Origin of the sequence: Pseudomonas sp. NPDC087626 (assembly GCF_044743405.1) — a bacterium.
GTDB lineage: Bacteria > Pseudomonadota > Gammaproteobacteria > Pseudomonadales > Pseudomonadaceae > Aquipseudomonas.
Map to the genome: position 1 here is coordinate 60,401 of NZ_JBIUWJ010000012.1, position 25,932 is coordinate 86,332.

A 25,932-nucleotide genomic window follows, 5' to 3' on the forward strand; every position below is an offset into this window, starting at 1 on the left:
GGTCAAAGGTCGTGATGCAGATACGCTGCCTGCTTGGGCAAGCGCAGGCTGAACAGGAACGCGATGGCCATCATCACCGTCACGTACCAGTAGAACGAGTTTTCCATCCCCACCGACTTCAAGCTCAGGGCCACGTACTCCGCCGAACCACCGAAGATCGCGTTGGCCACCGCGTAGGCCAGGCCCACACCCAGGGCGCGCACTTGTGGCGGGAACATTTCGGCTTTCACCAGACCGCTGATGGAGGTGTAGAAACTCACGATCGCCAGCGCCAGGGTAATCAGCACGAAGGCCAGGAACGGGCTTGTGACTGACTTCAGGCTCAGCAGGATCGGCACTGTGCACAGCGTGCCCAGGGCACCGAACCAGAGCATCGAACTACGGCGACCGATCTTGTCGGCCAGCATGCCGAAAAGCGGTTGCATGCACATATAAAGGAACAGCGCCCCAGTCATGATGTAGCTGGCAGTCTTGGCGTGCATCCCGGCGGTGTTCACCAGGTACTTCTGCATATAGGTGGTAAAGGTGTAGAAAATCAGCGAGCCGCCGGCGGTGTAGCCCAGCACGGTGATGAAGGCGGCCTTGTGATCGCGGAACAACGCACGGATGCTCCCGGCGTCCTTGTCTTCGCGCATTTCCTTGCTGGTGGTTTCCTTGAGCGAGCGACGCAGCAGCAACGAAATCACCGCGGCAACCGCCCCCACGACAAATGGAATCCGCCAGCCCCAGGCGCGCAATTCATCCTCGGACAGGAACTGCTGCAGGATCACCACCAGCAACACCGCCAGCAGTTGCCCGCCAATCAGGGTCACGTACTGGAACGAGGCAAAGAAACCGCGCTGGCCCTTGAGCGCCACTTCACTCATATAGGTCGCGGTGGTGCCGTACTCACCACCCACCGACAGACCCTGGAACAGCCGGGCGACCAGCAGCAGGATCGGCGCCCAGACGCCAATGTCCTTGTAGGTCGGCAGACAGGCGATCAGCAGAGACCCGGCGCACATCATCAGCACCGAGATCATCATCGAATTCTTGCGTCCGTGCTTGTCGGCTACCCGGCCGAACAACCAACCACCGATGGGGCGCATCAGGAACCCGGCAGCGAACACGCCGGCGGTGTTGACCAGTTGCACCGTGGGATTGTCGGAGGGGAAGAAGGCTGGCGCGAAGTAGATCGCGCAAAACGCATACACGTAGAAGTCGAACCATTCGACCAGGTTGCCGGAGGAAGCCCCGACAATCGCAAATATTCTTTTACCCCGCTCTTCAGCGGTGTAGTGGCTTGTCATAGATGTCATGGTTTTACACTCGATGGGGACAGTGAGAGTCTAGACACACTTTGCAACACTCCTGTTCCCTGGAATCACTCATTCAGGCAATTTCGCGTCTGTGATGACGCCTTCGCGGGCAAGCCTTGCTCCTACGGGAGCAGGGCTTGCCCACGGGGTGGTCAGACCCGTTCGATCGCCAGCGCCAGGCCTTGGCCGACACCCACACACATGGTCGCCAAGGCTTTTTTACCGCCGGTTTTTTCCAGTTGATGCAGGGCCGTCAACACCAGTCGCGCCCCGCTCATGCCCAATGGATGTCCCAAGGCAATGGCGCCGCCGTTGGGGTTGACCTGCGCCGCGTCGTCAGCCAGGCCCAGTTCACGCAGCACTGCCAAGCCCTGGCTGGCGAAGGCTTCATTGAGTTCGATCACGTCGAAATCACTGATCGCCACACCGAGACGCTCGATCAGCTTGCGCACCGCCGGCACCGGGCCGATGCCCATGACTCGAGGAGCCACGCCGGCACTGGCCATGCCGAGCACTTTGGCCCGCGCAGTCAGGCCGTGTTTCTTCACCGCTTCGGCGGACGCCAGGATCATCGCCGCCGCACCATCGTTGACGCCCGACGCGTTGCCGGCGGTGACAGTTTTGTCCGGGCCATTGACTGGCTTGAGCTTGCCCAGGGTTTCCAGGGTGGTGTCGGCCCGGGGATGCTCGTCCTGCTCTACCAGGCTTTCGCCTTTCTTGTGGGCAATACGCACCGGGACGATTTCTTCGGCGAAAAAGCCTACTGTCTGCGCCGCCGCAGTACGTTGCTGGCTGCGCAGGGCAAAGGCGTCCTGATCCGCGCGCGAAACCCCGTAGTCGTCCGCCACGTTGTCGGCGGTCTGCGGCATCGCGTCCACGCCGTACTGGGCTTTCATCAAGGGATTGATGAAGCGCCAGCCAATGGTGGTGTCTTCCAGTTTCATCCCGCGCGAGAACGCCGCGTCGGCCTTGCCCATGACAAAGGGGGCGCGGGACATCGACTCGACGCCACCGGCAATCGCCAGCTCCATTTCGCCGCTGGCAATCGCCCGGAAGGCGGTGCCAATGGCATCCATACCCGAGGCACAGAGGCGGTTGAGGGTCACCCCGGGAATGCTCTGCGGCAATCCGGCCAGCAACAAGGCCATGCGCGCGACGTTCCGGTTGTCTTCACCGGCCTGGTTGGCGCAGCCGAGGAACACCTCGTCCACCGCGCTCCAGTCAACGCCCGGGTTACGCTCGATCAAGGCCTTGATCGGCACCGCGGCCAGGTCGTCGGCACGCACGCTGGACAAGCCGCCACCAAAGCGGCCGATGGGGGTGCGAATCGCGTCGCAGATATACACCTCGCGCATCATGCTTCTCCCGGTGCCTGGCCGTGGGCGGCGGCGGTCCGTGCTTCCAGGTCGCGCAGGGCCGCGAGCTCGACCGCTGTCGGCTCGGCGGTCTGCTGCACCTGCTCGGCAAAACGGATGGCCCAACCGGTCGCCGCCACCACTTGCTCGCGGGTCACTCCCGGGTGCAGCGCTGTGACCACGAACTCATGGGTGCCGGCTTCCGGCTCCATGATGCACAGGTCGGTGATGATGCCCACCGGTCCAGCCCCTGGCAGGCCGAGGCGCTGGCGCGAGTCGCCGCCTTCGCCGTGACCGACCGAGGTGATGAAGTCCAGCTTGTCGACGAACGAACGGGCCGACTGCTTGAGAATGATCAGCACGCTTTTCGCCGAACCGGCGATCTCCGGGGCGCCGCCGGCACCGGGCAAACGAACCTTGGGCTGATGGTAGTCACCAACCACCGTGGTGTTGATGTTGCCGAACCGGTCGACCTGAGCCGCCCCCAGGAAGCCGACGTCGATGCGCCCGCCTTGCAGCCAGTAACGGAAAATCTCCCCGGTCGGCACCACAGTGTCAGCGGTTTCGGCCAGTTCGCCATCACCGATGGACAGCGGCAGCACACAGGGTTTGGCGCCAATCGGACCCGATTCGTAGATCAGCACCACGTCCGGCGAAGACGTCAGGCGCGCCAGGTTGGCGGCTTTGGAGGGCAAGCCGATGCCGACGAAGCACACCGAACCGTTTTTCAGGCGGCGGGCGGCGGCCACGGTCATCATTTCATTGGTGGAGTAAGTCATTATTTGGCCTCCGAAGCACGCGCCAACTTGGCCTGGAATTCACTGAAGTCAGCGCTGCCGTGGATGTACTCATTGATCCACGCGGTGAAGGTCTCACGGTCGCGGGCAATCGGGTCCCAGGCTTGGTAGAAACGGTTATCGCGCTCGGTGTAACCGTGGGCGTAGGACGGATGCGCCCCACCCGGTACATGGCAGACCGCACTCAGGGCCCAGGTCGGCAGGACGCAGGCATTCATCGGGGCCTTGAGGTCATCGACGATTTCTTCGACAGTGACGATGCAACGCTTGGCCGCCAGCGCCGCTTCCTTCTGCACGCCGAGGATGCCCCAGAGCAACACGTTGCCCTTGCGGTCGGCCTTTTGTGCATGGATCACCGTCACGTCCGGGCGCACCGACGGCACCGCTGCCAGCACTTCGCCGGTGAAGGGGCAGGTCACGGTCTTGATCAGCGGGTTGACCTTGGGCAGGTCGGAACCGGCGTAGGCGCGCAATACGGCGAACGGCAGTCCGGAGGCGCCCGCGACGTAGGCATTGGCCAGGTCCGCGTGGCTGTGTTCTTCGATTTCCAGTGGCTGGGGCCATTGCTTCTCGACGGCATCGCGCAGACGGTGCAGCGACCCCACGCCAGGGTTACCACCCCAGGAGAAAATCAGCTTGCGTGCGCAACCGGCACCGATCAACTGGTCGTAGACCAGGTCGGGGGTCATGCGCACCAGGGTCAGGTGTTTTTTGCCCTGACGAATGATTTCATGACCCGCTGCGGTTGGAATCAGGTGAGTGAAGCCTTCGAGGGCGACCGTGTCACCATCATTCACGAATTGCTTCACTGCATCGTGCAGCGAAAGGATTTCTGCCATGGGGGTGGACTCCCGAGCTTGAGTAAACCGACGTGGAGGACGAGGCGCGATGTACGGCGCCGGATTGACTGAAGAGTAAGCCGCTAAAAAACCCCAAACAATCCGATAATCGACTAAGTGTTCGTTTATCGAACAGATTGTTATCAACCTATCGATCCTCTCAGGACACCTGGCCTCGATATCGGGTTATCGAACAGTTCAGGCGAACAGCTGGGCGCTCAGTTCCCGGCTGGCACTCAGCAGGCCCGGGAGAAACCGCTGCTCCAGCTCGTTGCGACCGACGCGTCCGGCATGGGTACTGACGTTCAGTGCCGCCAACACCTGGCCCGAGGCGTCGTACACCGGCACGGCGATCGAGCGCAGGCCCTGCTCCAGCTCCTGGTCGACAATGCACCAGCCCTGCTGGCGAACTTCCTGCAGGCACTCGAGCAATGCTTCGGGGGTATGCAAGGTGCGACTGGTCTTGGCCTGCAGGTCGGCGTGATCGAGGTACTCACGCAATGACGCATCATCCAGCGCCGCCAGCAGGATCCGCCCCATGGACGTGCAGTAGGCCGGCAAGCGCCCGCCGACCGAGAGGTCTACCGATATCAGGCGCTGGGTCGTCGCCGAGCGCGCGATGTACAGAATGTCATTGCCTTCCAGCGTGGCCATGTTGCAGGCCTCGTGCAATTGCTCGCTCATGCGGTCCAGGTAAGGCTGGGCCGAGACCGCCAAGGGGGTCGAAGACAGGTAGGCATGGCCCAGGGTCAGCACCTTGGGCAACAGCGAATAGGTTCGCCCGTCGGTGGTGGCATAGCCAAGCTTGATCAGGGTATGCAGGCAGCGACGCACCGCTGCGCGGGGGATTTCGGTGCGGTGGCTGATCTGCGCAATGGTCAGGTGGCGCTTGCGCTCCTGAAAAGCTTGCACCACGGCCAGGCCTCGGGCCAGGGACGTCATGAAGTCCGGGTCCCCGGTAAACGCCTGGATCCGCTTGGCGGGCGAAGCAACAATCGGCGGCGCGGCTGACGTGAAGGAATTGCGCAATTGATCGTTCATTTCAGGTCGGTCCCCAGGGTTCGTCAGCTATTACAGGCTGCCCCCGAGCGTGCGCACAAGCCGTGGGCAGTCAACTTTGGGCGATTATCGAACCACCAGCCGATAATCGCAATCCACCCGCGTAGCGCCAAAGGCCTTGTCGACTGCGGGCTGCACCCTGTTAGAGAGGTGACTTTAGAGCATGCATCCTTACCAGACTTTCATACTTGTCCTTGGATAATCGAGTGAGTGCCCCCACATACAAACTTCAGCTGTATTAATGACGTCAGGAAACAAACGTCTGTTGTATGGGTTCAAAATCAACCCCGGTAACAAAACATTTTTACAAGGGGCCGGGGACATTTAACTTATTGGCGATAGGCAGCGCTCGATTGAACGCTATAATGGCCACAGTGATGTCCCCGTTTCTCCTCGACAACGGATCCAATCACCCAGGCAGCGCAAGGCTTTGGCCCCGCTACCTGCTGGCAAGCGCTAGACGCGCATTTCGAATGCCCGGCCCATGCGCTTGCAGGAAACAAGAAGACTGATGCTACATCAGTGATTCTTCTCTGGTGCTGTGGCCGCCTGCAACAACGGTGCTGTCAGTGCAGTGCGTTCGTGATTCAAGCAGCCTGTGGCTACTTGCATGATGACGCCTGCGATCAACCGACCCCGCGCAGTGCGTTTCACCAGAGTTTATTTCAACTTGATTAGGTAACACTGTGACGAAAGACGAACTGCGCGCCGAACTTGAGCGCCAGGAACAACGTTACAAGGATGTGTACGGCGGTGAAGTCACCACCTACGCCGCCCAGCCCGAACCGGAACGCAAACCGTGGCGTAAGCGCGCCAGCGTTCAGGACCAGGCATTCAGCCAGGAACTGCAAAAGATGGAAAAGGACCTCAAGGCCGAAGAGCCCTAGCGCCAACGCTTGAGTGTTGCTCAAAACTTGCCCTCAGCCGCTGGGCAGGTTGCTCCGTCACCGCGCCTGCTGAAGACAGGCGCGGGCCGCCATTGCCCGCCAATTGAGGCGAACGGCTTAAAAGCTGACCCCTCATTTCAGAAATTTCATACAGCGTTATCCCCCATTGGCCGAGGCGACGGAAACCTGATTTCTGGCGAGGCACCCAATAAAATCAAGGGGTTAAAAACCCTACGCTGCGACTGGGGCTTAGGGTCTTGTTACAAACTAAATGAATGAAACATGTTGCCGATCGGCACCTGATGCATCGATTAACCATCTTTTCTGGCATAATCGCGCCCCCTTATGACCGGGTCAGAAAACCTTCATGATCGATTTATTCAGCGGACTGGATGCTTGGGTGCTTGTGAGCCTCTTGCTCGCCCTGGCCTTTGTCCTCGCCTTCGAGTTCATCAACGGCTTTCATGACACCGCTAACGCGGTAGCCACTGTTATCTACACCAAGGCCATGCCGCCCCACCTGGCGGTGTTCTTCTCCGGTGTATTCAACTTCCTTGGCGTGTTGCTGGGCGGCGTGGGCGTGGCATATGCCATTGTCCATTTGCTGCCGGTAGAACTGTTGATCAATGTGAACACCGGCCACGGGCTGGCAATGGTGTTCTCGCTCCTCGCGGCAGCCATCACCTGGAACCTGGGCACCTGGTACTTCGGTATTCCGGCCTCCAGCTCCCACACCCTGATCGGTTCGATCCTCGGTGTCGGCCTGGCGAACGCCCTGATCAACGATATTCCACTGGTTGACGGGGTAAACTGGCAGAAGGCTATCGACATCGGCGCCTCGCTGGTGCTCTCGCCAATGGCCGGCTTCGCGGTGGCCGCCCTGGTACTGCTGGGCCTCAAATGGTGGCGCCCGCTGTCCAAGATGCACAAGACCCCGGACCAGCGCCGCAAGATCGACGACAAGAAACACCCGCCGTTCTGGAACCGTCTGGTCCTGGTGATCTCGGCAATGGCGGTGAGCTTCGTGCACGGCTCCAACGATGGCCAGAAAGGCATCGGCCTGATCATGCTGGTGTTGATCGGTATCGTCCCGGCGCAGTTCGTTCTCGACCTGAACAGCACCACCTACCAGATCGAGCGGACTCGCGATGCGACCTTGCACCTGAGCCAGTTCTATCAGCGTAACGAGGCCACCCTGGGCGAGTTCCTGGCCCTGGGCAAAAGCGTGAAGGAAGACCTGCCGGAGAAATTCCGTTGCAATCCGCAACAGACCGAACCGACCATCAGCGCGCTGCTGGGCACCCTCAAGGGTGTAGCCGACTACCACTCGCTGCCGCACGAAAGCCGCATCGAAGTACGTCGCTACCTGCTCTGCCTGGACGACACTGCGAAGAAAGTCGGCAAGCTGCCTGGCCTCGACGCCCGTGAAAAGGCCGACCTCGACAAGCTGCGCAAAGACCTGACCGCCACCACTGAATACGCGCCATTCTGGGTGATTCTGGCAGTCGCCCTGGCACTCGGCCTGGGCACCATGGTCGGCTGGAAACGCGTGGTACTGACCATCGGCGAGAAGATCGGTAAACAAGGCATGACCTACGCACAAGGCATGTCGGCCCAGATCACCGCCGCGTGCATGATCGGCATGGCCAACATCTTCAGCCTGCCGGTATCGACCACCCACGTCCTGTCCTCGGGTGTCGCCGGTACCATGGTCGCCAACAAAAGCGGCCTGCAAGGCGGAACCGTGAAAACCATCCTGCTGGCCTGGGTCCTGACCCTACCAGCCACGGTGGCCCTGTCCGCCGGCCTGTTCTGGCTGGCCTCGAAGGCCCTGGGTAGCTGATTCAAAGCTGCACATAAAAAGGCGCGCCCTCCTGGAGGTCGCGCCTTTTTTGTTGGAAAAAACACCAAACCCTAAGCAGCCGCTACCGCAGCAACGGATATGCCCAAAAAATCCAAACCAAAAAAAAGGGCAACCGAAGTTGCCCAAAATGCCTTGCGTGCTCGTGCTCCCAGAAAGACCTAAGGCTTCTTGCGCTTATGCGAGTCTTTCCAGATAAAAAATCCAAACCCAACGAAAAACAGAACCATGAGGCTGACGGTCAGCACTCCGGCGATCACCACATTGTCGAAAAACATGACCAGCCTCCTGTGCTTGCCTCGTTGCGATGAGCCTAAAGTAACCAATCAGGCACAGGAGAAAATTGACCGGGATCAATGTCGCCCAAGACAGGGCGTAAAGGCGGGGAAATAACTGACCTGCATCAACAGATGCAGGGTGGGGTCAACGCTTTTTCGGTTTGCTCTTCGGCTTTTTCTTCGCTTTGCCCAGCGGCATGGCCTGCTCGAATGCCTGGCGCACTTCGTTCAGGCGCTTCTCATTGAGATCATGCACACGCTTGGCGCGCTCGGTGTTGAGATCGATCAGCTTGTCGTCTTGGCTCATGGCGTGGCTTACGTCTTCCAGTTCAATACAGGCGCGGCACAGCGACCCACGTCACCCTGCCCGCTCAAGGTTGAGCAATAATGCGGCCTCTGGCCAACGAAGACCAGCCACCTGGCAACGCAACAAAAGGTCTTCGCAGTTCACACCTCTATATCGACCCACAACCCCTGGCGCGGCTGATCGTCCATCACCGCCACCACTGGCACAGTGTTATCGGCATTCAACTCGTCGCCCGGCACCGCCAGGGGTACCTGCGGATCGTCGCCAGCTTCGCGCCGGCGTTTATCGCGGGCCAACTGACGCCGCTGCTGTTCACGCAACCCCATCGCCGCTTCCTCGGGATCGCGCTGTTGCAGGTCGATCGTGCTCTCGCTGGAGCTGGGCTGCACCGGCGCCACCGGCATGATGTCCGGGCGTGGCCGTACCGGATCCTGCTGGGAGGTAATCGGCACGGCGCTCAAGGGAAGCATGGGTGGCAGCATGGTGAGGGTCTCCTGTCGGCAGGCTGTCGGCTGTTTGACCAGCGACTTGAGCCATCGGTCGCAAACTTGTGAGCCAGTTGACACTCACAATCACCAATCGGCTCGATGCGCTACCGTAAGACTAGTAGTTTTTATGAGAGTCCTTTGGCTCTGAAGGCAGCGATCCGTTAAGATAGTCGGCTTTTTCAAGGCGGGAGTCAGGCAGCATGGCGCAGCAGTATCAACCGGGGCAACGCTGGATTAGTGACAGCGAAGCAGAGCTAGGTCTAGGCACCGTTCTGGCACAGGACGGTCGCTTGCTGACCGTGCTCTACCCGGCCACTGGCGACACCCGCCAGTATGCGCTACGGAATGCGCCCCTCACCCGCGTGAGGTTTTCGCCGGGCGACACCATTACGCACTTCGAAGGCTGGAAAATGACCGTGCGCGAAGTCGACGACGTCGACGGCCTGCTGGTCTACCACGGGCTCAACGCAGAGAACGAGCCGGTCACCCTGCCCGAAACCCAACTGTCGAACTTCATCCAGTTCCGCCTGGCCAGCGACCGTCTGTTCGCCGGGCAGATCGACCCACTGGCCTGGTTCTCCCTGCGTTACCACACCCTGGAACACACCAGCCGCCAGTTGCAGTCGTCGCTCTGGGGCCTGGGTGGCGTGCGCGCACAACCTATCGCGCACCAGTTGCACATTGCCCGTGAAGTGGCTGACCGTATTGCGCCGCGGGTTCTGCTGGCGGACGAAGTGGGCCTGGGTAAAACCATCGAAGCCGGCCTGGTGATCCATCGCCAACTGCTCTCCGGTCGCGCCAACCGCGTGCTGATCCTGGTGCCGGAAAACCTCCAGCACCAATGGCTGGTGGAAATGCGCCGGCGCTTCAACCTGCAGGTCGCGCTGTTCGACGAAGAACGTTTTATCGAAAGCGATGCCAGCAACCCGTTCGAAGACACCCAGCTCGCGCTGGTAGCCCTGGAGTGGCTGGTCGACGACGAGAAAGCCCAGGATGCCCTGTTCGCCGCGGGCTGGGACCTGCTGGTGGTCGACGAAGCTCACCACCTGGTGTGGCACGAAGACCAGGTCAGCCCCGAGTACTCGCTGGTCGAACAACTCGCCGAGACCATCCCTGGCGTCCTGCTGCTGACTGCCACCCCGGAACAACTGGGCCAGGACAGCCACTTCGCCCGTCTGCGCCTGCTTGATCCGAACCGTTTCCATGACCTCAAGGCCTTCCGCGCCGAGAGCGAGAACTATCGCCCGGTGGCCGAAGCCGTTCAGGAACTGATGGACCAGGGCCGTTTGTCCCCGGCCGCCCACAAGACCATCCAGGGTTTCCTCGGCGACGAGGGCGAAGCCCTGCTGACCGCGGTCAACGATGGCGACATCGAAGCCAGCGCCCGCCTGGTCCGCGAATTGCTGGATCGCCACGGCACTGGCCGCGTGCTGTTTCGCAACACCCGCGCCGCAGTGCAAGGTTTCCCTGAGCGCAAGCTGCACCCGTACCCGCTGCCGTGCCCGGACGAGTACCTCGAGCTGCCGTTGGGCGATCACGCCGAGCTGTACCCGGAAGTCAGCTTCCAGGCCCAACCGGATGCCGACGAAGAACAACGCTGGTGGAAGTTCGACCCACGCGTGGAGTGGCTGATCGACCAGTTGAAGATGCTCAAGCGCACCAAGGTCCTGGTGATCTGTGCCCACGCCGAAACCGCGATGGACCTGGAAGACGCCCTGCGCGTGCGCTCCGGCATCCCGGCCACGGTGTTCCATGAAGGCATGAACATTCTCGAGCGTGACCGTGCAGCGGCCTACTTTGCCGATGAAGAATTCGGTGCCCAGGTACTGATCTGCTCGGAAATCGGCAGTGAAGGTCGCAACTTCCAGTTCTCCCATCACCTGGTGCTGTTCGACCTGCCAGCGCACCCGGACCTGCTGGAACAGCGGATCGGTCGTCTGGACCGGATCGGCCAGAAGCATGTCATCGAGTTGCACGTGCCGTACCTGGAAACAAGCCCGCAAGAGCGCCTGTTCCAGTGGTACCACGAAGCACTGAACGCATTCCTCAACACCTGCCCGACCGGCAACGCCCTGCAGCACCAGTTCGGCCCACGCCTGCTGCCGCTGCTGGATGAAGCCGACGACGGCGAGTGGCAAGCGCTGATCGATGAGGCCCGCGGGACTCGCGAAGCCCTGGAAGCCGAGCTGCACAGCGGCCGTGACCGCCTGCTGGAACTCAACTCCGGCGGTGCTGGCGAAGGCGATGCCCTGGTCGAAGCGATCCTTGAACAGGACGATCAGTTCGCCCTGCCGATCTATATGGAAACCCTGTTCGACGCCTTCGGCATCGACAGCGAAGACCACTCGGAAAACGCCCTGATCCTCAAACCGAGCGAAAAAATGCTCGACGCCAGCTTCCCGCTGGGCGACGACGAAGGCGTGACCATCACCTACGACCGCAACCAGGCGCTGTCTCGCGAAGACATGCAATTCATCACCTGGGAGCACCCGATGGTTCAGGGTGGCATGGACCTGGTGCTGTCCGGCTCGATGGGCAACACCGCGGTCGCGCTGATCAAGAACAAGGCTCTCAAGCCCGGCACTGTGTTGCTGGAACTGCTCTACGTCAGCGAAGTGGTCGCCCCACGCTCGTTGCAACTGGGCCGTTACCTGCCGCCGGCAGCCCTGCGCTGCCTGCTGGACACCAATGGCAACGACCTGTCGAGCCGGGTGTCGTTCGAGACACTCAACGACCAGCTCGAAAGCGTGCCCCGCGCCAGCGCCAACAAGTTCATCCAGGCCCAGCGTGATCAACTGACACCGCGCATCAACGCCGGCGAAGAGAAGATCACCCCGCGCCACGCTGAACGGGTAGCCGAAGCCCAACGCCGCCTGGCAGCCGACACCGATGAAGAACTGGCGCGCCTGACCGCCTTGCAAGCCGTCAACCCGACGGTGCGTGACAGCGAGCTGGTTGCCCTGCGCCACCAGCGCGAGCAAGGCCTGGCCATGCTCGACAAAGCGGCCCTGCGCCTGGAGGCGATCCGGGTGCTGGTGGCGGGTTAAGCCCCCGCCTTGCACCGCGATCAAAAAGGCCCGCAGCGATGCGGGCCTTTTGCTTTTCTGTGGGATCTGCCGAAGGCTGTGGTGCTTAACCCGCAGACACCGCACCAACTCCAGGCTCAACCACCGTCCCCATCCCCTCCTTCATGCGCTTGGCATCGCGGACAAAACAGCGCGCTGCCAGGAACAGGAAGACCATGGTGAGCAACAGCGCGACCGGAATCAGGTACATCGCATCGTGCAGGCCGACGGCCTTGAAGGCTTCGGTCATCTGCTCGGCACCCGCCGCTTGCATCGCCGTATGGGCGAAGTGATCGGACAGCCCGCCGACCACCACGGGCCCCAGGCCGCCCCCCAACAGATACAACCCGGCGAAGAACAGCGCCATGGCTGTCGCCCGCAAGCGCGGTTCAACCACGTCCTGGATCGCCGTGTATACGCAGGTATAGAAGTTGTAGGCAAACAACCAGCCCAGGCTGAACACCGCCACGAACACCCCGATTTCAATTCGCCCGGCATGCAGCGCCCACGCCGTACACAGGGTCGAGATAATCAGGCTGAAGCCCGCGAACAACAGCCGACCACTGGCCACCCGCTGATGAATCTTGTCGGCCACCCAGCCGCCCAGCGTCAAGCCAAACAACCCGGTAACCCCGACAATCACCCCGGTGGCCACGGCTGCATCCTGCAGCGGCAGCAGGAAATAACGCTGCAGCATCGGCACCAGGAACGAGTTGCAGGCATAGGTGGCGAAGTTGAAGCACAGGCCGGCCATCACCAGCCAGAGAAAGGTCGGAATCGCCAGGACCCGACGAATCGGCCGGTCGACCCGTTCCTGGGATATCTGCACGGTTTCCGCCGCACCGCGCTTGGGCTCTTTGATGAAGAACATGAAGACCGCCAGGATCAACCCCGGCACTGCCGCGATAAAAAAGGGTGCACGCCAGCTATCGAAGGCCTTGACCATGGCACCGATGGTGAAGAACGCCAGCAACAAGCCCAGGGGCAGTCCGAGCATGAAAATGCCCATCGCCCGCGCCCGGCGATGGGCAGGAAACAGGTCGCCGATCAGCGAGTTGGCGGCTGGGGCGTAACTAGCCTCACCGATGCCCACGCCCATGCGCACGATCAGGAAACTCCAGAAACTGCCCACCAGCCCATTGACCGCCGTCAGCCCGCTCCACACCGCCAGCCCCCAGCCCATCAGCTTGCTGCGCGAACCGGTGTCGGCCATCCGCCCCAGCGGCAGCCCGGCAATCGCATAGACGATGGTGAATGCAGTTCCGATGATCCCCAGCTGAAAATCGCTCAGGTGCCACTCCATGCGGATCGGCTCGATGATGATGGCCGGAATGGTGCGGTCGAAGAAGTTGAACAGATTGGCCAGGAACAGCAGGAACAGAATGCGCCAGGCATTCGCCGCTTGGGTCGAGTTCTGCATGGGTCCGTCTCTTTTTATTTATTGTTATGGGCGCGCTACTGCCAACCCGGAACCTGCAATCTAGTCAGGCGCCTGCGCGCTGTCTGTAATTATTCGTAAGGCTGATGTCGGCTTATCGAAGGCCGCGACTCGCATTCCCCAGATATATTTCTAAACGCTATATATCTAAGTTCAAAATAATAAGAGGCAATGCGCCATCACCGCTTTCACTGCGCTGCCGGCTTCTATACTCCAGCCATTCGCCAGCGTTCATGGCGCCTGCGAGACGTTTCAACGACGGGGCATGCGATGGCCTGGCTAGGATGGCATTTCAGCAGCGAACTGCCCGCAAGCGGCGGCCAGGTCATACTCAACTGCAGCCACGACCCGGCGTTGGTGCTGCTGGCCTACCTGGTCGCCTGCGCAGCCAGTTTTGCCACTCTGGACATGGCGGAGCGGGTCGGCCATGCCGAAGATCCACGCTCGCAAAGGCGCTGGCGCTGGGTCGGAGCCGGCTGTCTGGCGGGTGGCATCTGGGCCATGCACTTCATCGGCATGCTGGCGTTCCAGGCGCCGATCACCATCCACTATGACCTGTCGATTACCCTGCTCTCGCTGCTGATTGCCTTTCTCGCCGCCTTCTTGACCATGGACACCCTGAGCCATCCAGAGCCGCGTCCCTGGCAGTACGTCAGCGCCTCGATCGGTGTCGGAGTGGGGATTGCCGCCATGCATTACGTGGGCATGGCAGCCATGCGTTCCAGCGCCCAGATCTACTTCGCGCCAGGACTGTTCGCCGTATCGATCATCATCGCCATTCTCGCCAGCGCCGTAGCTTTGCTGCTCTCGCACTGCCTGCGCACTGGCAGCGGGGTGTTGCACCAACTGCTCAAGTACGCGACCAGCCTGTTGCTGGGGGGCGGCATTGTCAGCATGCACTTCACCGGCATGTGGGCCATGACGCTGGTGCTACCGGAGGGCGTGCCGGCCCCACTCGCGGTGCCCCACAACCCGCTGCAACTGGGTGTGACCATCACCGTGATCACCTTGCTGGTGATCGGCAGCAGCGTCAGCGCAGCACTGGCGGACCGCAAACTGCAACACAAGGAACGTGACCTGTGCCGGGTCAATGCCCTGCTCTGCCAGCTGGACCAGGCCCGGCAGTCGTTGCAGCAAGTGGCGCTTTACGACCCCCTGACCAACCTGATCAACCGTCGCGGCTTCAACCAGATCTTTGCCGAGAAGCTTGCGGAGAAAACCGCACAGGGTGGCAAGCTGGCGATCATGTTCCTTGATATCGATCACTTCAAGCGCATCAACGATAGCCTTGGCCATGATGCCGGGGACAGCCTATTGAAGGTAATTGCCGGGCATATCAAAAGCTCGGTCCGCAGCCATGACGACGTGGTCGCACGGTTTGGCGGCGATGAGTTCTGCGTGCTGGTCAATCTGCTGGATCGCGAGGAGGCCCAGCAAGTGGCTGAGCGCATCATGCAGAAAATGAAAGCGCCGATCGAGCTGGCCGGACGGCGCATGGTCATGACCACGAGCATTGGCATCAGCGTGTTCCCCGACGATGGCCAGCACTGCGAGGAACTGCTCAAACACGCCGACCTGGCGCTGTACCAAGCCAAGGCCAATGGGCGTAACGGTGTGCATTTTTTCAACGAGCAGTTGAAAACCCGGGCAACGGTGGCCCTGCAGCTCGAAGAGGAACTGCGCAACGCCCTGCGCGACGACAGCGGGCTGCTGCTGTATTACCAGCCGATCTACGACCTGCGGACCGGCCAGGTGACCAAGCTGGAGGCCCTGATCCGCTGGCAGCATCCGCTCCACGGCGTGCTGGCACCCGACCGTTTCATCGCCATTGCCGAGGCCAACGGGCTGATTGCCGAACTCGACAACTGGGTGCTGCGCAAAGCCTGTGCAGACCTCGGCGAACTGTCCCGACACGGCTGCGACTCGCTGAAGATCGCGGTCAACTGCTCCCCGCTCAACCTGGCGCGCCCGGAGCTGGCCGACGAAATCGAGCAGGCCCTGCACTCGGCCGGGGTAGCGGCAGACAGGCTGGAGTTGGAGGTCACCGAAAACGCGCTGATGGGCAACATCACCAACACCCTGGTGCTGCTCAAGCAAATCCGTGCCCTTGGGGTTTCCCTGTCCATTGATGACTTCGGCACCGGCTACTCGTCCCTCGCCTACCTCAAGCGCCTGCCCTTGAACACGCTGAAGATCGACCGCTCGTTCATCCAGGACATCCCGGATTCAACGCAAGACATGGAAATCGTCCAGGCCATTATTGTCATGGCCCATACCCTGCAGTTGCAGGTAGTCACCGAGGGCGTCGAAACCTTCGAGCAGTACCGCTTCCTCGAACGTTTTGGCTGCGATTTCATCCAGGGTTACCTGATGAGCTGCCCAGTGCCGCTGGCTGAGCTGCGGCCGATTCTCAATGAGCTCAACCAGCGTAATCCCCTACAGCCGGTCAGCCCTTTGTCGCTGGTGCGCGATACAGATGAATCAAGGTTGCCGGGTCCTTTTCCAGGAAGCCCTGGCCACCGTGCAAGCGCATCAGCTGTGCGGCCAGGCCACTGATTGGCGTCGCCGAACCCTGCTCGCGAGAAAACTGCACGGCGCCATCCAGGTCCTTGAGCAGGGTCCGCACGTGCCACTTCACCGGTTCAAAGCGGCTTTCGGCCATCTGCGGAGCCAGTATCTGCAGCGGTTTGGAGTCGGCAAAACCGCCGCTCAAGGCATCCGCCAACCGGCTTGCATCGACACCTGAGCGCTCGGCCAGCGCCACCACTTCGGCAATCACCAGGGCATTGCAGGCCACGATCATCTGGTTGCAAGCCTTGGTCACCTGCCCCGCCCCCACCGCGCCCATGTGCGTGACTCGCTGGCCGAGGTTGAGCAGCACCGCGCGAACCCGCTCCAGATCAGCCGCTTCCCCTCCGACCATGATCGCCAGGCTCCCAGCCTCGGCACCGGGCACGCCACCGGACACCGGCGCATCGAGCCAGCCCATGGCGCAGTCGCTGGCCAGTTGCGCGGCCATGCCCCGGGTGGCGGTCGGTTCCAGGCTGGAGAAATCCACCAGCAACTGTCCAGCCTTCGCGCCACTGGCCACGCCCGCCGGACCAAACACCACCTCGCGCACCACCTCGGTATTGGCCAGGCACAACATCACCAGGTCGGCGTGATCACAGAGTTCGGCTGGGCTCGCCACCTGCCGGGCACCCGCTTCGACCAGGGCAGCGCACTTTTGCGGATGACGATTCCACACCGTCAGCGGATAACCCGCAGCCAGCAGGCGACGACACATCGGCAAGCCCATCAAGCCGATGCCGGCGAACGCAAGTGAAGGTAACGATGCCATTGATATGCCTCTGCGCGATAGAAAGTCTGCGAATAGTCGCTGATTCACCGAGACTTGGGAAAGCCGCGTGCGCCACCAGCCGGAATGGTCAAACAAAGGTCAGCAAGGTACATCCAGAAACAATTAAGCAGCCATTCGGCTGCTCAATAAACTGTTCCCATTACGCGAACGTCACCCTCGATCAGGCCTGGCTGTGGCCTTTCTCTACGGCAACGTGCCATCACGCTACTCCGCTACACACTTTACTTGGAGGAGCCTTCGCACCAAACGGGTGCGCTGCGTTAAACCGGCGCCCTTTCCTGGATCAGAATCCACGGTGAAACCACCACAGCCCACAGTTCTGGATCGCGCTCGAAAAGATCCAGCGCCCGCGTTTCAGACAGCTTCGCGAGCTGGTCGGCGGCCAGCCAGGCAGCCACTTTCTCGCCTTCGTCCTGCGCCACCGCCTCGGCAGCGGCGATCAAATCCAGGCCAGGATCGACCCACAATAGGGCGCCCTTGGCAAAGAACGGTTCCAGTTCCTTCCAGGTAATAGATGCAGTTTCACCAAGCAGCTTGGCATAGAGGGTGCTAGGTTCTTGAGTCATGGGTCCTGTCCGCAAATGAAATCGACGCAATCATAACGTTGGTGCTCTGGCAGAAAAACCCGGATTCAAATGCGTCATCGAACGAAAAGTACCGGAACGCCCAGGCAATGCTGCTGATTCAGCTATAAGCCGGCCAAAGCCATGGCGCCATTCTGTCTTTTTCTTTCAATAAAGCGACACCACCAGGTTTTGCCCCCAGCAGCCAGCTTTTCAAGCGAACAACCGGCGCTCTACACTGTACCGGTACAGTTGCCAGGGGCATTTCCGCGAGAGACTTAGGTCATCTACCGGTTCTGCGCCTCAGGCCGCCAGAACTATAAAAATTACAACAGTAAGAGTGGAGCACTATGAATAAGGCTACTAAGCAGATTTCCAAACTGTTTGCCGCTATGGTTCTGGCCGGGGTTGCCAGCCATTCGTTCGCAGCTGACACCATCAAGATCGGCATTGCCGGCCCTAAAACCGGCCCTGTAGCCCAATACGGCGACATGCAGTTCAGTGGCGCCAAAATGGCCATCGAACAAATCAACGCCAAAGGCGGCGTCAACGGCAAGAAACTCGAAGCCGTTGAATACGATGACGCCTGCGATCCAAAACAAGCCGTGGCCGTTGCCAACAAAGTCGTCAACGATGGCGTCAAGTTCGTGGTCGGTCACCTGTGCTCCAGCTCCACTCAACCGGCTTCGGACATCTACGAAGACGAAGGCGTGATCATGATCACCCCGGCTGCCACCAGCCCGGACATCACCGCCCGTGGTTACAAAATGGTCTTCCGTACCATCGGCCTCGACAGCGCCCAGGGCCCTGCCGCCGGTAACTACATTGCCGATCACGTAAAACCGAAAATCGTTGCCGTACTGCACGACAAACAGCAATACGGTGAAGGCATCGCCACCGCCGTCAAGCAAACCCTCGAGAAGAAAGGCGTCAAGGTTGCCGTGTTCGAAGGCATCAACGCCGGCGACAAAGACTTCTCCTCGATGATCGCCAAGCTCAAGCAAGCCAACGTCGACTTCGTCTACTACGGCGGCTACCACCCGGAGCTGGGCCTGATCCTGCGTCAATCCCAGGAAAAAGGCCTGAAAGCCAAGTTCATGGGTCCGGAAGGCGTGGGTAACGACTCCATCTCGCAGATCGCCAAGGACGCTTCCGAAGGCCTGCTGGTAACCCTGCCGAAGTCCTTCGACCAGGACCCGGCCAACGTTGCCCTGGCTGATGCATTCAAGGCCAAGAAAGAAGACCCGAGCGGCCCGTTCGTGTTCCCGGCGTACTCGGCTGTTGAAGTCATCGCCGGCGGCATCACTGCAGCCAAGAGCGAAGACGCGGCCAAGGTGGCAGAAGCCATCCACGCCGGTACTTTCAAAACCCCGACTGGCGACCTGAGCTTCGACGCCAAGGGCGACCTGAAAGACTTCAAGTTCGTGGTCTACCAGTGGCACTTCGGTAAACCTAAAACCGAAGTTTCGCCTCAGTAAGGCCTTGCCTGACTGACTGCCAACAAAGCCCACGGCGTGCCGTGGGCTTTGTTTTACGAATGTATGGGCCGCGCCTGCGTGATCCGCAAGCCTCCCCACCTGAAAATCTCAAAACCGTCATCAGCGGTTCGCTGGCAAACCTCATGCCCGAAGAGGATGCAGATCCTCGGGGCTCGAGCGGGAAAATGACTCCACCAGTGAAATGCGTATCAGGTTTTTAGGAGCGTTGTAATGCCTGACCTCTATCACTTTTTCCAACAGCTGGTTAACGGTCTGACCGTTGGCAGCACGTATGCCCTGATCGCCATCGGCTATACGATGGTTTACGGCATCATTGGAATGATCAACTTCGCCCACGGCGAGGTCTACATGATCGGTTCCTACGTGGCGTTCATCGCCATCGCCGGGCTGGCCATGATGGGACTCGACAGCGTCCCGTTGTTGATGACCGCAGCCTTCATCGCGAGCATCGTCGTTACCAGTGCCTACGGCTACAGCATCGAACGGATCGCCTACCGCCCATTGCGTGGCAGTAACCGTCTGATTCCGCTGATCTCCGCCATCGGCATGTCGATTTTCCTGCAGAACACGGTTCTGCTGGCGCAAGACTCCAAGGACAAGTCCATTCCCAACCTGATCCCGGGCAACTTCTCCATTGGGCCAGGCGGTGCATCGGAAGTAATGATTTCCTACATGCAGATCGTGGTGTTCGTGGTGACGCTGGTGGCCATGCTTGGCCTGACGATGTTCATCTCCCGTTCGCGCCTGGGTCGTGCCTGCCGCGCCTGCGCCGAAGACATCAAGATGGCCAACCTGCTGGGTATCAACACCAACAACATCATTGCCCTGACCTTCATCATCGGTGCTGCACTGGCGGCGATCGCGGCCGTTCTGCTGAGCATGCAATACGGTGTGATCAACCCGAACGCCGGCTTCCTGGTCGGGCTCAAGGCCTTCACCGCCGCGGTACTGGGCGGCATCGGCAGTATTCCAGGCGCCATGCTTGGCGGTCTGGTGCTGGGTGTGGCTGAAGCATTCGGTGCTGACATCTTCGGCGACCAGTACAAGGACGTCGTGGCATTCGGCTTGTTGGTTCTGGTGCTGTTGTTCCGTCCGACCGGCATTCTGGGCCGTCCGGAGGTTGAGAAAGTATGACTAGGAATCTTAAATCGGCGCTGTTCAGCGCCTTGCTGGTGTGGGCCGTGGCCTACCCGGTACTGGGTCTGAAACTGACCATCGTCGGCATCAACCTGGAAGTCCACAACACCAGCCCGGCCATCCTGGCGACCATCGCCCTGTGTTCGGTCCTGATGTTTTTGCGGGTCCTGTTCAGCCACCAGATCAGCGCGGCGTGGAAATCCTCGCCAAACATGCCGCTGATCCCGGCCAAGGCCAGCAACTTCCTGACCCTGCCCACCACTCAGCGCTGGATCATCCTGGCCCTGATCGTCGGCGCCCTGGTCTGGCCGTTCTTCGGCTCGCGTGGGGCGGTGGATATCGCCACCCTGATCCTGATCTATGTGATGCTCGGCCTGGGCCTGAACATCGTGGTCGGCCTGGCTGGCCTGCTCGACCTGGGTTACGTCGGCTTCTACGCCGTCGGCGCCTACAGTTATGCGCTGCTGTCGCATTACTACGGCCTGAGCTTCTGGATCTGCCTGCCTATCGCCGGGTTGATGGCGGCCACTTTCGGCTTCCTGCTCGGCTTCCCGGTACTGCGCTTGCGCGGCGACTACCTGGCGATCGTGACCCTGGGTTTTGGCGAGATCATCCGCCTGTTCCTGCGTAACCTGACCGACCTCACCGGCGGCCCGAACGGCATCAGCAACATCGAGAAGCCTACGTTCTTCGGTCTGACTTTCGAACGTAAGGCCGCCGAAGGGCTGCAGACGTTCCACGAGTACTTCGGCCTGCCGTACAACTCGATCAACAAGGTGATCTTCCTCTACCTGGTTGCCCTGTTGCTGGCCCTCGGTGCGTTGTTCGTGATCAACCGCTTGCTGCGCATGCCGATCGGCCGTGCCTGGGAAGCCCTGCGTGAAGACGAAATCGCCTGCCGTGCCCTGGGTCTCAACCCCACGGTCATCAAGCTGTCGGCCTTCACCCTGGGTGCCAGCTTTGCCGGTTTTGCCGGGAGCTTCTTTGCTGCCCGTCAGGGCCTGGTCACACCGGAGTCCTTCACCTTCATCGAGTCGGCGATCATTCTCGCCATCGTCGTATTGGGTGGCATGGGCTCGCAACTGGGGGTGATTCTTGCCGCCGTGGTGATGATCCTGCTGCCGGAAATGATGCGTGAGTTCAGCGAGTACCGCATGTTGATGTTTGGCGCCTTGATGGTGCTGATGATGATCTGGCGTCCTCAAGGCCTGCTGCCCATGCAACGTCCTCACATGGAGCTGCGAAAATGAGCCGTGAGATCCTCAAAGTCGAAAATCTGAGCATGCGCTTCGGCGGCCTGCTGGCGGTCAACGGCGTGGCCCTGACCGTCAAGGAAAAACAGGTCGTGGCCCTGATCGGTCCCAACGGCGCTGGCAAGACCACCGTGTTCAACTGCCTCACCGGTTTCTACAAGCCGAGCGGCGGCAGCATCCTGCTGGACGGCGAGCCGATCGAAGGCCTGCCCGGCCACAAGATTGCCCTCAAAGGTGTGGTGCGTACGTTCCAGAACGTGCGGTTGTTCAAGGACATGACCGCGGTCGAGAACCTCTTGATCGCGCAGCACCGTCACCTGAACACCAACTTCCTGGCCGGCCTGTTCAAGACCCCGTCGTTCCGCAAAAGCGAACGCGAGGCCATGGAGTTTGCCGAGTACTGGCTGGAGAAGGTCAACCTCAAGGAGTTCGCCAACCGTACCGCCGGCACCCTGGCCTACGGTCAGCAACGGCGCCTGGAAATCGCCCGCTGCATGATGACCCGTCCGCGGATCCTCATGCTCGACGAACCGGCCGCCGGCCTGAACCCCAAGGAAACCGAAGACCTCAAGGCGCTGATCAGCGTCCTGCGTGAAGAACACAACGTCACCGTGTTGCTGATCGAGCACGACATGAAACTGGTCATGAGCATTTCCGACCACATCGTCGTGATCAACCAGGGCACACCGCTGGCCGACGGCACGCCGGAACAGATCCGTGACAATCCTGAAGTGATCAAAGCCTACCTGGGGGAAGCGTAAATGCTGCAATTCGATAACGTTTCCACCTTCTACGGCAAGATCCAGGCCCTGCACAGCGTCAACGTGGAAATCCGCCAGGGCGAAATCGTCACCCTGATCGGTGCCAACGGCGCCGGCAAGTCGACCCTGCTGATGACCCTCTGCGGCTCGCCGCAGGCTCACAGTGGCAGCATCCGCTACCTGGGTGAAGAACTCGTGGGGCAGACCTCGGCGCAGATCATGCGCAAGAGCATTGCCGTGGTGCCGGAAGGTCGTCGGGTGTTTTCCCGCCTGACGGTGGAGGAGAACCTCGCCATGGGCGGATTCTTCACCGACAAGGGCGATTACCAGGAGCAAATGGACAAAGTCCTGGGGCTTTTCCCACGTCTGAAGGAACGCTTTGCCCAACGCGGCGGCACCATGTCTGGCGGCGAGCAGCAAATGCTCGCCATCGGCCGGGCGCTGATGAGCAAACCCAAGCTGCTGCTGCTCGACGAGCCGTCGCTGGGTCTGGCCCCGATCATCATCCAGCAGATCTTCGATATCATCGAACAACTGCGCAAGGACGGTGTGACGGTGTTCCTGGTGGAACAGAACGCCAACCAGGCATTAAAGATCGCCGACCGTGCCTACGTTCTGGAGAACGGCCGGGTGGTCATGCAAGGCACTGGTGAAGCCCTGCTGACCGACCCCAAGGTGCGCGAAGCGTATCTGGGCGGCTAAGCCCTGGCAGTCAAGAGAAAACGGCCTTCGGGCCGTTTTTTTTATGCGCCAAACAACTGATTACAGGCGGTCCAGCGCCTCCCCACTGCGCTTGAACCAACCGATCAGGTGATCGGCCAGGACCTGGGTACGCCTGGGCAAGCCACCTTGATACGGGTGCACCAGATACATCGGCATGCTGCGGGTCTGGTAGTCACGCAGCAGCCAGCGCAAACGGCCGTCAGCCAATTCCGCCTGCAACAGGTAGGACGGCAGGCGCGCAATCCCGGCGCCAGCCAAGGCGGCTTTTTTCAACAGGTTGTAGTGGTTGCTGGCGAACGGCCCGGATACCCGTACCCGCAGCAATTCGTGCTGCTGGTGATACAGCCATTCTTCGCGGCCGCTGTAGTGGCTGTTGAGCAGACAGCGGTGGTCGGCCAACGCTTGGGGGGCCTGGGGCTCACCGAACTGCTCGAGGTAGGCCGGGCTGGCGCAGGTCATTTCGTGCCAGGCCAGCAGCGGCTTGGCCACCAGTCGCTCGTCATTGGCGACCTCGGAGCGGATCGCCAGGTCGAAGCCGTCGCGAGACAGGTCGCGGTAACTGTTGTTCAGCTCCAGCTCGATCTGCACCTGCGGGTACTGGCGAGAAAACTCCAGCAACAAGCCATCAAAAAACGTCTCCCCCAATGACACTGGCACGGTGATCCGCACTGGGCCGGCCATGTCGTCCTTCAGGCGCGCTAACGCCTGGCGTGCGCGCTCCACCTGCACCACCAGTGCCTGGGCCTGGGGCAGCAACGCCGCACCGGCCGCGGTCAGACTCAGCCGGCGCGTGGTGCGCTGCAGCAATACCACACTGAATCGCGCTTCCAACTGGCTGATGCGCTTGGACAGTTGGCCCTTGCTGCAGCCCAGGCGCTGCGCCGCCAACGTGAAACTACCGGCTTCGATCAGCACGGCGAATGCCGCCAGGTCATCCATTTCACTCATGGATTGTTTCCATCTGAAAACCAAAGGTTGCCTATTAGCACGCTTATCCGCAGAAAAAACCACTCTAGACTGAAACCTCGTTCACCCCTTGAGGAAACAGCACGATGAAAATTCTATTGATTGGCGCCAGCGGCACCGTGGGTTCGGCAGTCGACAAGGAGCTGTCGGCACGTCACGAGATCATTCGCATCGGCCGCAGCAGTGGCGATTTCCAGGTCGACATCAGCGACAGCGCCTCGATTCGCGAGCTGTTCGGCAAGACCGGAAAGTTCGATGCCCTGGTCTGCGCCGCTGGCAACGTGACCTTCGCGCCCCTGGCCGAGATGGACGCGCAAAGTTTCGCCCTGGGCCTGCAAGACAAGTTGATGGGCCAGGTCAATCTGCTGCTGATCGGCCGTGAGTTTGCCAACGATGGCGCTTCGTTCACCTTCACCAGCGGCGTCCTCAGCCACGACCCGATTCGCAGCGGCGCATCGGCGGCACTGGTCAACGGTGCACTGGACAGTTTCGTGCGGGCCGCCGCCATCGAACTGCCCCGTGGCTTGCGCGTCAACTCGGTCAGCCCTACGGTGCTGGTAGAGGCCATGGGCAGCTATGCGCCCTACTTCCGCGGCTACAAACCGGTGGCCGGCGCCGATGTCGGGCTGGCCTATGCCAAGAGTGTGGAAGGTTTGCAGACCGGACAGACCTTCCACGTCGGTTGATCGTGACTGTTTCATTCCAGGAGGCTAGGTACCAGCTCCCTGGCAATGGCGCGCGATATCGAGACCCGGAACAGCGCACCCACCACTGAATGTACGGTGGCCGTGTTTACCGCCCGGCCATTGATCAACAGGGTCAATGGCTGTCCGATCGACTCCGCAGTGACCTTGCGCATGCGTTCAGCAGCCTGGGGGGAAAGTGTGACACTCAAATCCACGGTCTCGGTGCTGGATCTGTCGATGTCCTTTAACAACAGTTCCATCCTGGTGAAGTCCAGGGCCGATGAGAAACCGATCTCGGCAGCCTGACTGGAGGTGCATACCACCATAGCCAACAACACCGTCCAAACCTTGCAGTGCATGTGCACCCTCCTGATTCAATGGGAAAACCTGCTCGCAGGGTAGCCTATGCCCGGCGGCGTCCGCCCACAGGAACATCGCACACAATGTTGCAGAGGGCGCACCTGTATAGGCTCTGGCAACACTGGCCTTGTGATCGCTGGCCTGCCTGCGTAACGTGTCGGCACCTGCCTGGAGACCCAACGATGCGTGCTGCCCGTTCCCTGATGTTTGTCGCCCTGCTCCCGCTGTTTGCCGGTTGCCAGTTGCTCGAGAGTTCGCCCCAGGCGCCCTCCACCGCTGGCCTGACCCGCATGCAGGGCGAGCTCGGCATGGCCAACGGCAAGCTGGTGTTCAAGCCCTGCCAGGGCAACACCCTGTATGCCGTGCATGACGGCGGCAGCACCAGCGTCATGCAAGAGGCCGCCACGCTGGCCGGGACCCAGCACCAGGTATTCGCCGATCTGCGTGGCCGGGTACCCTCGGCAAAAGTTACGGACGGCCAGGCGCAACTGGATGTCCAGCAGCTCTATCGCCTGGAACGCGCGACGAGTGCCTGCAACAGTCCAGACTTCCAGAAACTGATCCTGCAGGCCGGCGGCAATACGCCCAACTGGAGCGTCAAGATCAGTGGCAAGGGCATGCTGGTCGAGCGCGCTGGACAACCGGCCCTGGTCCTGCCCTACCTGGAAGAACAATTGGGTGACGGGCGCTTTCACCTCAGCAGCGAAGCCAATAACCAACGCGTCGAACTGTGGATCGCCCCCCAACGCTGCGTCGACCCGAGCCGCCCCAGCGTCCAGTTCATGAGCGCCGAGTTGCGGGTTAACGATCAGGTACAACGTGGCTGCGCCTATTTTGGCGGCTCACGCAGCGACTGATGCGACGAGCTGTTGTTTTAGCCTCACTGGAAATCCCGGTTGAGGCTTATAATCTGCGGTTTGCAACGCCTTGGCGCATTGGTGCGCCCGCGAA

Annotated in this window: 24 protein-coding genes; 11 read left to right on the forward strand and 13 right to left on the reverse strand. The window is 60.8% G+C overall.

The window, feature by feature from the left end; all coding sequences use genetic code 11:
- Positions 1–2: 2 nt before the first annotated feature.
- The 5 genes from ACIOVD_RS12425 to pcaR form a co-directional block, all read right to left on the reverse strand.
- Positions 3–1,298: an MFS family transporter gene (locus ACIOVD_RS12425; RefSeq protein WP_095167017.1), complete on the reverse strand. Its 1,296-nt coding sequence runs from the start codon at positions 1,296–1,298 to the stop codon at positions 3–5.
- Between the two features lie 152 nt (positions 1,299–1,450).
- Complete coding sequence (gene pcaF, locus ACIOVD_RS12430) at positions 1,451–2,656, reverse strand: 3-oxoadipyl-CoA thiolase (protein ID WP_401127950.1); 1,206 nt, start codon at positions 2,654–2,656, stop codon at positions 1,451–1,453.
- Positions 2,653–3,435: a CoA-transferase subunit beta gene (locus ACIOVD_RS12435; protein WP_401128072.1), complete on the reverse strand. Its 783-nt coding sequence runs from the start codon at positions 3,433–3,435 to the stop codon at positions 2,653–2,655. Before ACIOVD_RS12435 ends, pcaF begins: the two co-directional genes overlap by 4 nt.
- Positions 3,432–4,289: a CoA transferase subunit A gene (locus ACIOVD_RS12440; protein WP_095167011.1), complete on the reverse strand. Its 858-nt coding sequence runs from the start codon at positions 4,287–4,289 to the stop codon at positions 3,432–3,434. Before ACIOVD_RS12440 ends, ACIOVD_RS12435 begins: the two co-directional genes overlap by 4 nt.
- 198 nt (positions 4,290–4,487) lie before the next feature.
- Positions 4,488–5,330 carry a pca regulon transcriptional regulator PcaR gene (gene pcaR / locus ACIOVD_RS12445; RefSeq protein ID WP_095167009.1) on the reverse strand — a complete coding sequence of 281 codons (843 nt, stop codon included), beginning with the start codon at positions 5,328–5,330 and terminating at the stop codon, positions 4,488–4,490.
- Positions 5,331–6,034: 704 nt separating this feature from the next.
- On the opposite strand from pcaR, the gene ACIOVD_RS12450 reads away from it, so the two are divergent.
- Positions 6,035–6,235: a hypothetical protein gene (locus ACIOVD_RS12450; protein ID WP_095167007.1), complete on the forward strand. Its 201-nt coding sequence runs from the start codon at positions 6,035–6,037 to the stop codon at positions 6,233–6,235.
- Positions 6,236–6,602: 367 nt separating this feature from the next.
- Positions 6,603–8,078 carry an inorganic phosphate transporter gene (locus tag ACIOVD_RS12455; RefSeq protein ID WP_095167005.1) on the forward strand — a complete coding sequence of 492 codons (1,476 nt, stop codon included), beginning with the start codon at positions 6,603–6,605 and terminating at the stop codon, positions 8,076–8,078.
- A gap of 179 nt (positions 8,079–8,257) precedes the next feature.
- On the opposite strand, the gene ccoM is transcribed toward ACIOVD_RS12455, so the two are convergent.
- The 3 genes from ccoM to ACIOVD_RS12470 form a co-directional block, all read right to left on the reverse strand.
- Complete coding sequence (ccoM, locus tag ACIOVD_RS12460) at positions 8,258–8,374, reverse strand: cytochrome c oxidase subunit CcoM (RefSeq protein WP_305886485.1); 117 nt, start codon at positions 8,372–8,374, stop codon at positions 8,258–8,260.
- A gap of 145 nt (positions 8,375–8,519) precedes the next feature.
- Positions 8,520–8,681, reverse strand: a complete 162-nt coding sequence (locus tag ACIOVD_RS12465; protein ID WP_167355728.1) for a hypothetical protein — start codon at positions 8,679–8,681, stop codon at positions 8,520–8,522.
- Between the two features lie 140 nt (positions 8,682–8,821).
- Entirely contained in the window at positions 8,822–9,163 is a 342-nt protein-coding gene (locus tag ACIOVD_RS12470) for an aspartate-semialdehyde dehydrogenase (protein WP_095167003.1), read from the reverse strand.
- Between the two features lie 206 nt (positions 9,164–9,369).
- On the opposite strand from ACIOVD_RS12470, the gene rapA reads away from it, so the two are divergent.
- Positions 9,370–12,216 (forward strand): RNA polymerase-associated protein RapA, encoded by a 2,847-nt coding sequence (rapA, locus tag ACIOVD_RS12475; protein WP_401127954.1) that lies wholly within the window; start codon positions 9,370–9,372, stop codon positions 12,214–12,216.
- An 85-nt stretch (positions 12,217–12,301) separates the two neighbouring features.
- Here rapA and ACIOVD_RS12480 read toward each other — a convergent pair whose 3' ends face one another.
- Positions 12,302–13,654, reverse strand: coding sequence for an MFS transporter (locus tag ACIOVD_RS12480; protein WP_159994119.1), 1,353 nt, complete (start codon positions 13,652–13,654; stop codon positions 12,302–12,304).
- Between the two features lie 288 nt (positions 13,655–13,942).
- Between ACIOVD_RS12480 and ACIOVD_RS12485 the strand changes: the two genes are divergently transcribed.
- Positions 13,943–16,228, forward strand: coding sequence for a putative bifunctional diguanylate cyclase/phosphodiesterase (locus ACIOVD_RS12485; RefSeq protein WP_401127956.1), 2,286 nt, complete (start codon positions 13,943–13,945; stop codon positions 16,226–16,228).
- Here the strand turns inward: ACIOVD_RS12485 and ACIOVD_RS12490 are convergent.
- Positions 16,119–17,012, reverse strand: a complete 894-nt coding sequence (locus tag ACIOVD_RS12490; protein ID WP_401127958.1) for an NAD(P)-dependent oxidoreductase — start codon at positions 17,010–17,012, stop codon at positions 16,119–16,121. The genes ACIOVD_RS12485 and ACIOVD_RS12490 overlap by 110 nt on opposite strands.
- A gap of 281 nt (positions 17,013–17,293) precedes the next feature.
- A complete protein-coding gene (locus ACIOVD_RS12495) occupies positions 17,294–17,599 on the reverse strand; it encodes a DUF2288 domain-containing protein (RefSeq protein ID WP_095166992.1) in 306 nt (101 codons plus the stop codon).
- Between the two features lie 347 nt (positions 17,600–17,946).
- Here ACIOVD_RS12495 and ACIOVD_RS12500 point away from each other — a divergent pair, with 347 nt between their 5' ends.
- From ACIOVD_RS12500 to ACIOVD_RS12520, 5 genes are all read left to right on the forward strand, one after another.
- Positions 17,947–19,074, forward strand: a complete 1,128-nt coding sequence (locus tag ACIOVD_RS12500; RefSeq protein ID WP_095166990.1) for a branched-chain amino acid ABC transporter substrate-binding protein — start codon at positions 17,947–17,949, stop codon at positions 19,072–19,074.
- 231 nt (positions 19,075–19,305) lie between these two features.
- Positions 19,306–20,229, forward strand: coding sequence for a high-affinity branched-chain amino acid ABC transporter permease LivH (livH, locus tag ACIOVD_RS12505; RefSeq protein WP_095166988.1), 924 nt, complete (start codon positions 19,306–19,308; stop codon positions 20,227–20,229).
- Complete coding sequence (locus ACIOVD_RS12510; RefSeq protein WP_095166986.1) at positions 20,226–21,482, forward strand: high-affinity branched-chain amino acid ABC transporter permease LivM; 1,257 nt, start codon at positions 20,226–20,228, stop codon at positions 21,480–21,482. Before livH ends, ACIOVD_RS12510 begins: the two co-directional genes overlap by 4 nt.
- Positions 21,479–22,246 carry a high-affinity branched-chain amino acid ABC transporter ATP-binding protein LivG gene (gene livG / locus ACIOVD_RS12515; protein ID WP_095166984.1) on the forward strand — a complete coding sequence of 256 codons (768 nt, stop codon included), beginning with the start codon at positions 21,479–21,481 and terminating at the stop codon, positions 22,244–22,246. The genes ACIOVD_RS12510 and livG overlap by 4 nt, the downstream gene beginning before the upstream one ends.
- On the forward strand, positions 22,247–22,948 hold the full coding sequence (locus ACIOVD_RS12520; RefSeq protein WP_095166982.1) for an ABC transporter ATP-binding protein: 702 nt from the start codon (positions 22,247–22,249) through the stop codon (positions 22,946–22,948). It abuts the gene before it with no gap.
- A 60-nt stretch (positions 22,949–23,008) separates the two neighbouring features.
- On the opposite strand, the gene ACIOVD_RS12525 is transcribed toward ACIOVD_RS12520, so the two are convergent.
- A complete protein-coding gene (locus ACIOVD_RS12525; RefSeq protein ID WP_095166980.1) occupies positions 23,009–23,917 on the reverse strand; it encodes a LysR family transcriptional regulator in 909 nt (302 codons plus the stop codon).
- Positions 23,918–24,021: 104 nt separating this feature from the next.
- Between ACIOVD_RS12525 and ACIOVD_RS12530 the strand changes: the two genes are divergently transcribed.
- Positions 24,022–24,621: a short chain dehydrogenase gene (locus ACIOVD_RS12530; protein WP_095166978.1), complete on the forward strand. Its 600-nt coding sequence runs from the start codon at positions 24,022–24,024 to the stop codon at positions 24,619–24,621.
- Between the two features lie 11 nt (positions 24,622–24,632).
- Here ACIOVD_RS12530 and ACIOVD_RS12535 read toward each other — a convergent pair whose 3' ends face one another.
- Positions 24,633–24,980, reverse strand: a complete 348-nt coding sequence (locus ACIOVD_RS12535; RefSeq protein ID WP_401127963.1) for a hypothetical protein — start codon at positions 24,978–24,980, stop codon at positions 24,633–24,635.
- A 183-nt stretch (positions 24,981–25,163) separates the two neighbouring features.
- Here ACIOVD_RS12535 and ACIOVD_RS12540 point away from each other — a divergent pair, with 183 nt between their 5' ends.
- Positions 25,164–25,838, forward strand: coding sequence for a hypothetical protein (locus ACIOVD_RS12540; RefSeq protein ID WP_401127965.1), 675 nt, complete (start codon positions 25,164–25,166; stop codon positions 25,836–25,838).
- The last annotated feature ends 94 nt before the right edge of the window (positions 25,839–25,932 follow it).

Excerpts from the sequence above, each read along its gene's own strand:
- ACIOVD_RS12520 (WP_095166982.1), top strand. The coding sequence starts at position 22,247 with ATGCTGCAATTCGATAACGTTTCCACCTTCTACGGCAAGATCCAGGCC.
- pcaR (WP_095167009.1), bottom strand. The coding sequence starts at position 5,330 with ATGAACGATCAATTGCGCAATTCCTTCACGTCAGCCGCGCCGCCGATT.
- ACIOVD_RS12510 (WP_095166986.1), top strand. The coding sequence starts at position 20,226 with ATGACTAGGAATCTTAAATCGGCGCTGTTCAGCGCCTTGCTGGTGTGG.
- ACIOVD_RS12485 (WP_401127956.1), top strand. The coding sequence starts at position 13,943 with ATGGCCTGGCTAGGATGGCATTTCAGCAGCGAACTGCCCGCAAGCGGC.
- ACIOVD_RS12540 (WP_401127965.1), top strand. The coding sequence starts at position 25,164 with ATGCGTGCTGCCCGTTCCCTGATGTTTGTCGCCCTGCTCCCGCTGTTT.
- ACIOVD_RS12500 (WP_095166990.1), top strand. The coding sequence starts at position 17,947 with ATGAATAAGGCTACTAAGCAGATTTCCAAACTGTTTGCCGCTATGGTT.
- ACIOVD_RS12480 (WP_159994119.1), bottom strand. The coding sequence starts at position 13,654 with ATGCAGAACTCGACCCAAGCGGCGAATGCCTGGCGCATTCTGTTCCTG.
- ACIOVD_RS12535 (WP_401127963.1), bottom strand. The coding sequence starts at position 24,980 with ATGCACTGCAAGGTTTGGACGGTGTTGTTGGCTATGGTGGTATGCACC.
- rapA (WP_401127954.1), top strand. The coding sequence starts at position 9,370 with ATGGCGCAGCAGTATCAACCGGGGCAACGCTGGATTAGTGACAGCGAA.
- ACIOVD_RS12470 (WP_095167003.1), bottom strand. The coding sequence starts at position 9,163 with ATGCTGCCACCCATGCTTCCCTTGAGCGCCGTGCCGATTACCTCCCAG.
- ACIOVD_RS12440 (WP_095167011.1), bottom strand. The coding sequence starts at position 4,289 with ATGGCAGAAATCCTTTCGCTGCACGATGCAGTGAAGCAATTCGTGAAT.
- ACIOVD_RS12530 (WP_095166978.1), top strand. The coding sequence starts at position 24,022 with ATGAAAATTCTATTGATTGGCGCCAGCGGCACCGTGGGTTCGGCAGTC.
- livH (WP_095166988.1), top strand. The coding sequence starts at position 19,306 with ATGCCTGACCTCTATCACTTTTTCCAACAGCTGGTTAACGGTCTGACC.
- ACIOVD_RS12495 (WP_095166992.1), bottom strand. The coding sequence starts at position 17,599 with ATGACTCAAGAACCTAGCACCCTCTATGCCAAGCTGCTTGGTGAAACT.
- pcaF (WP_401127950.1), bottom strand. The coding sequence starts at position 2,656 with ATGATGCGCGAGGTGTATATCTGCGACGCGATTCGCACCCCCATCGGC.
- ACIOVD_RS12425 (WP_095167017.1), bottom strand. The coding sequence starts at position 1,298 with ATGACATCTATGACAAGCCACTACACCGCTGAAGAGCGGGGTAAAAGA.
- ACIOVD_RS12490 (WP_401127958.1), bottom strand. The coding sequence starts at position 17,012 with ATGGCATCGTTACCTTCACTTGCGTTCGCCGGCATCGGCTTGATGGGC.
- ACIOVD_RS12465 (WP_167355728.1), bottom strand. The coding sequence starts at position 8,681 with ATGAGCCAAGACGACAAGCTGATCGATCTCAACACCGAGCGCGCCAAG.
- livG (WP_095166984.1), top strand. The coding sequence starts at position 21,479 with ATGAGCCGTGAGATCCTCAAAGTCGAAAATCTGAGCATGCGCTTCGGC.
- ACIOVD_RS12455 (WP_095167005.1), top strand. The coding sequence starts at position 6,603 with ATGATCGATTTATTCAGCGGACTGGATGCTTGGGTGCTTGTGAGCCTC.
- ACIOVD_RS12525 (WP_095166980.1), bottom strand. The coding sequence starts at position 23,917 with ATGAGTGAAATGGATGACCTGGCGGCATTCGCCGTGCTGATCGAAGCC.
- ccoM (WP_305886485.1), bottom strand. The coding sequence starts at position 8,374 with ATGTTTTTCGACAATGTGGTGATCGCCGGAGTGCTGACCGTCAGCCTC.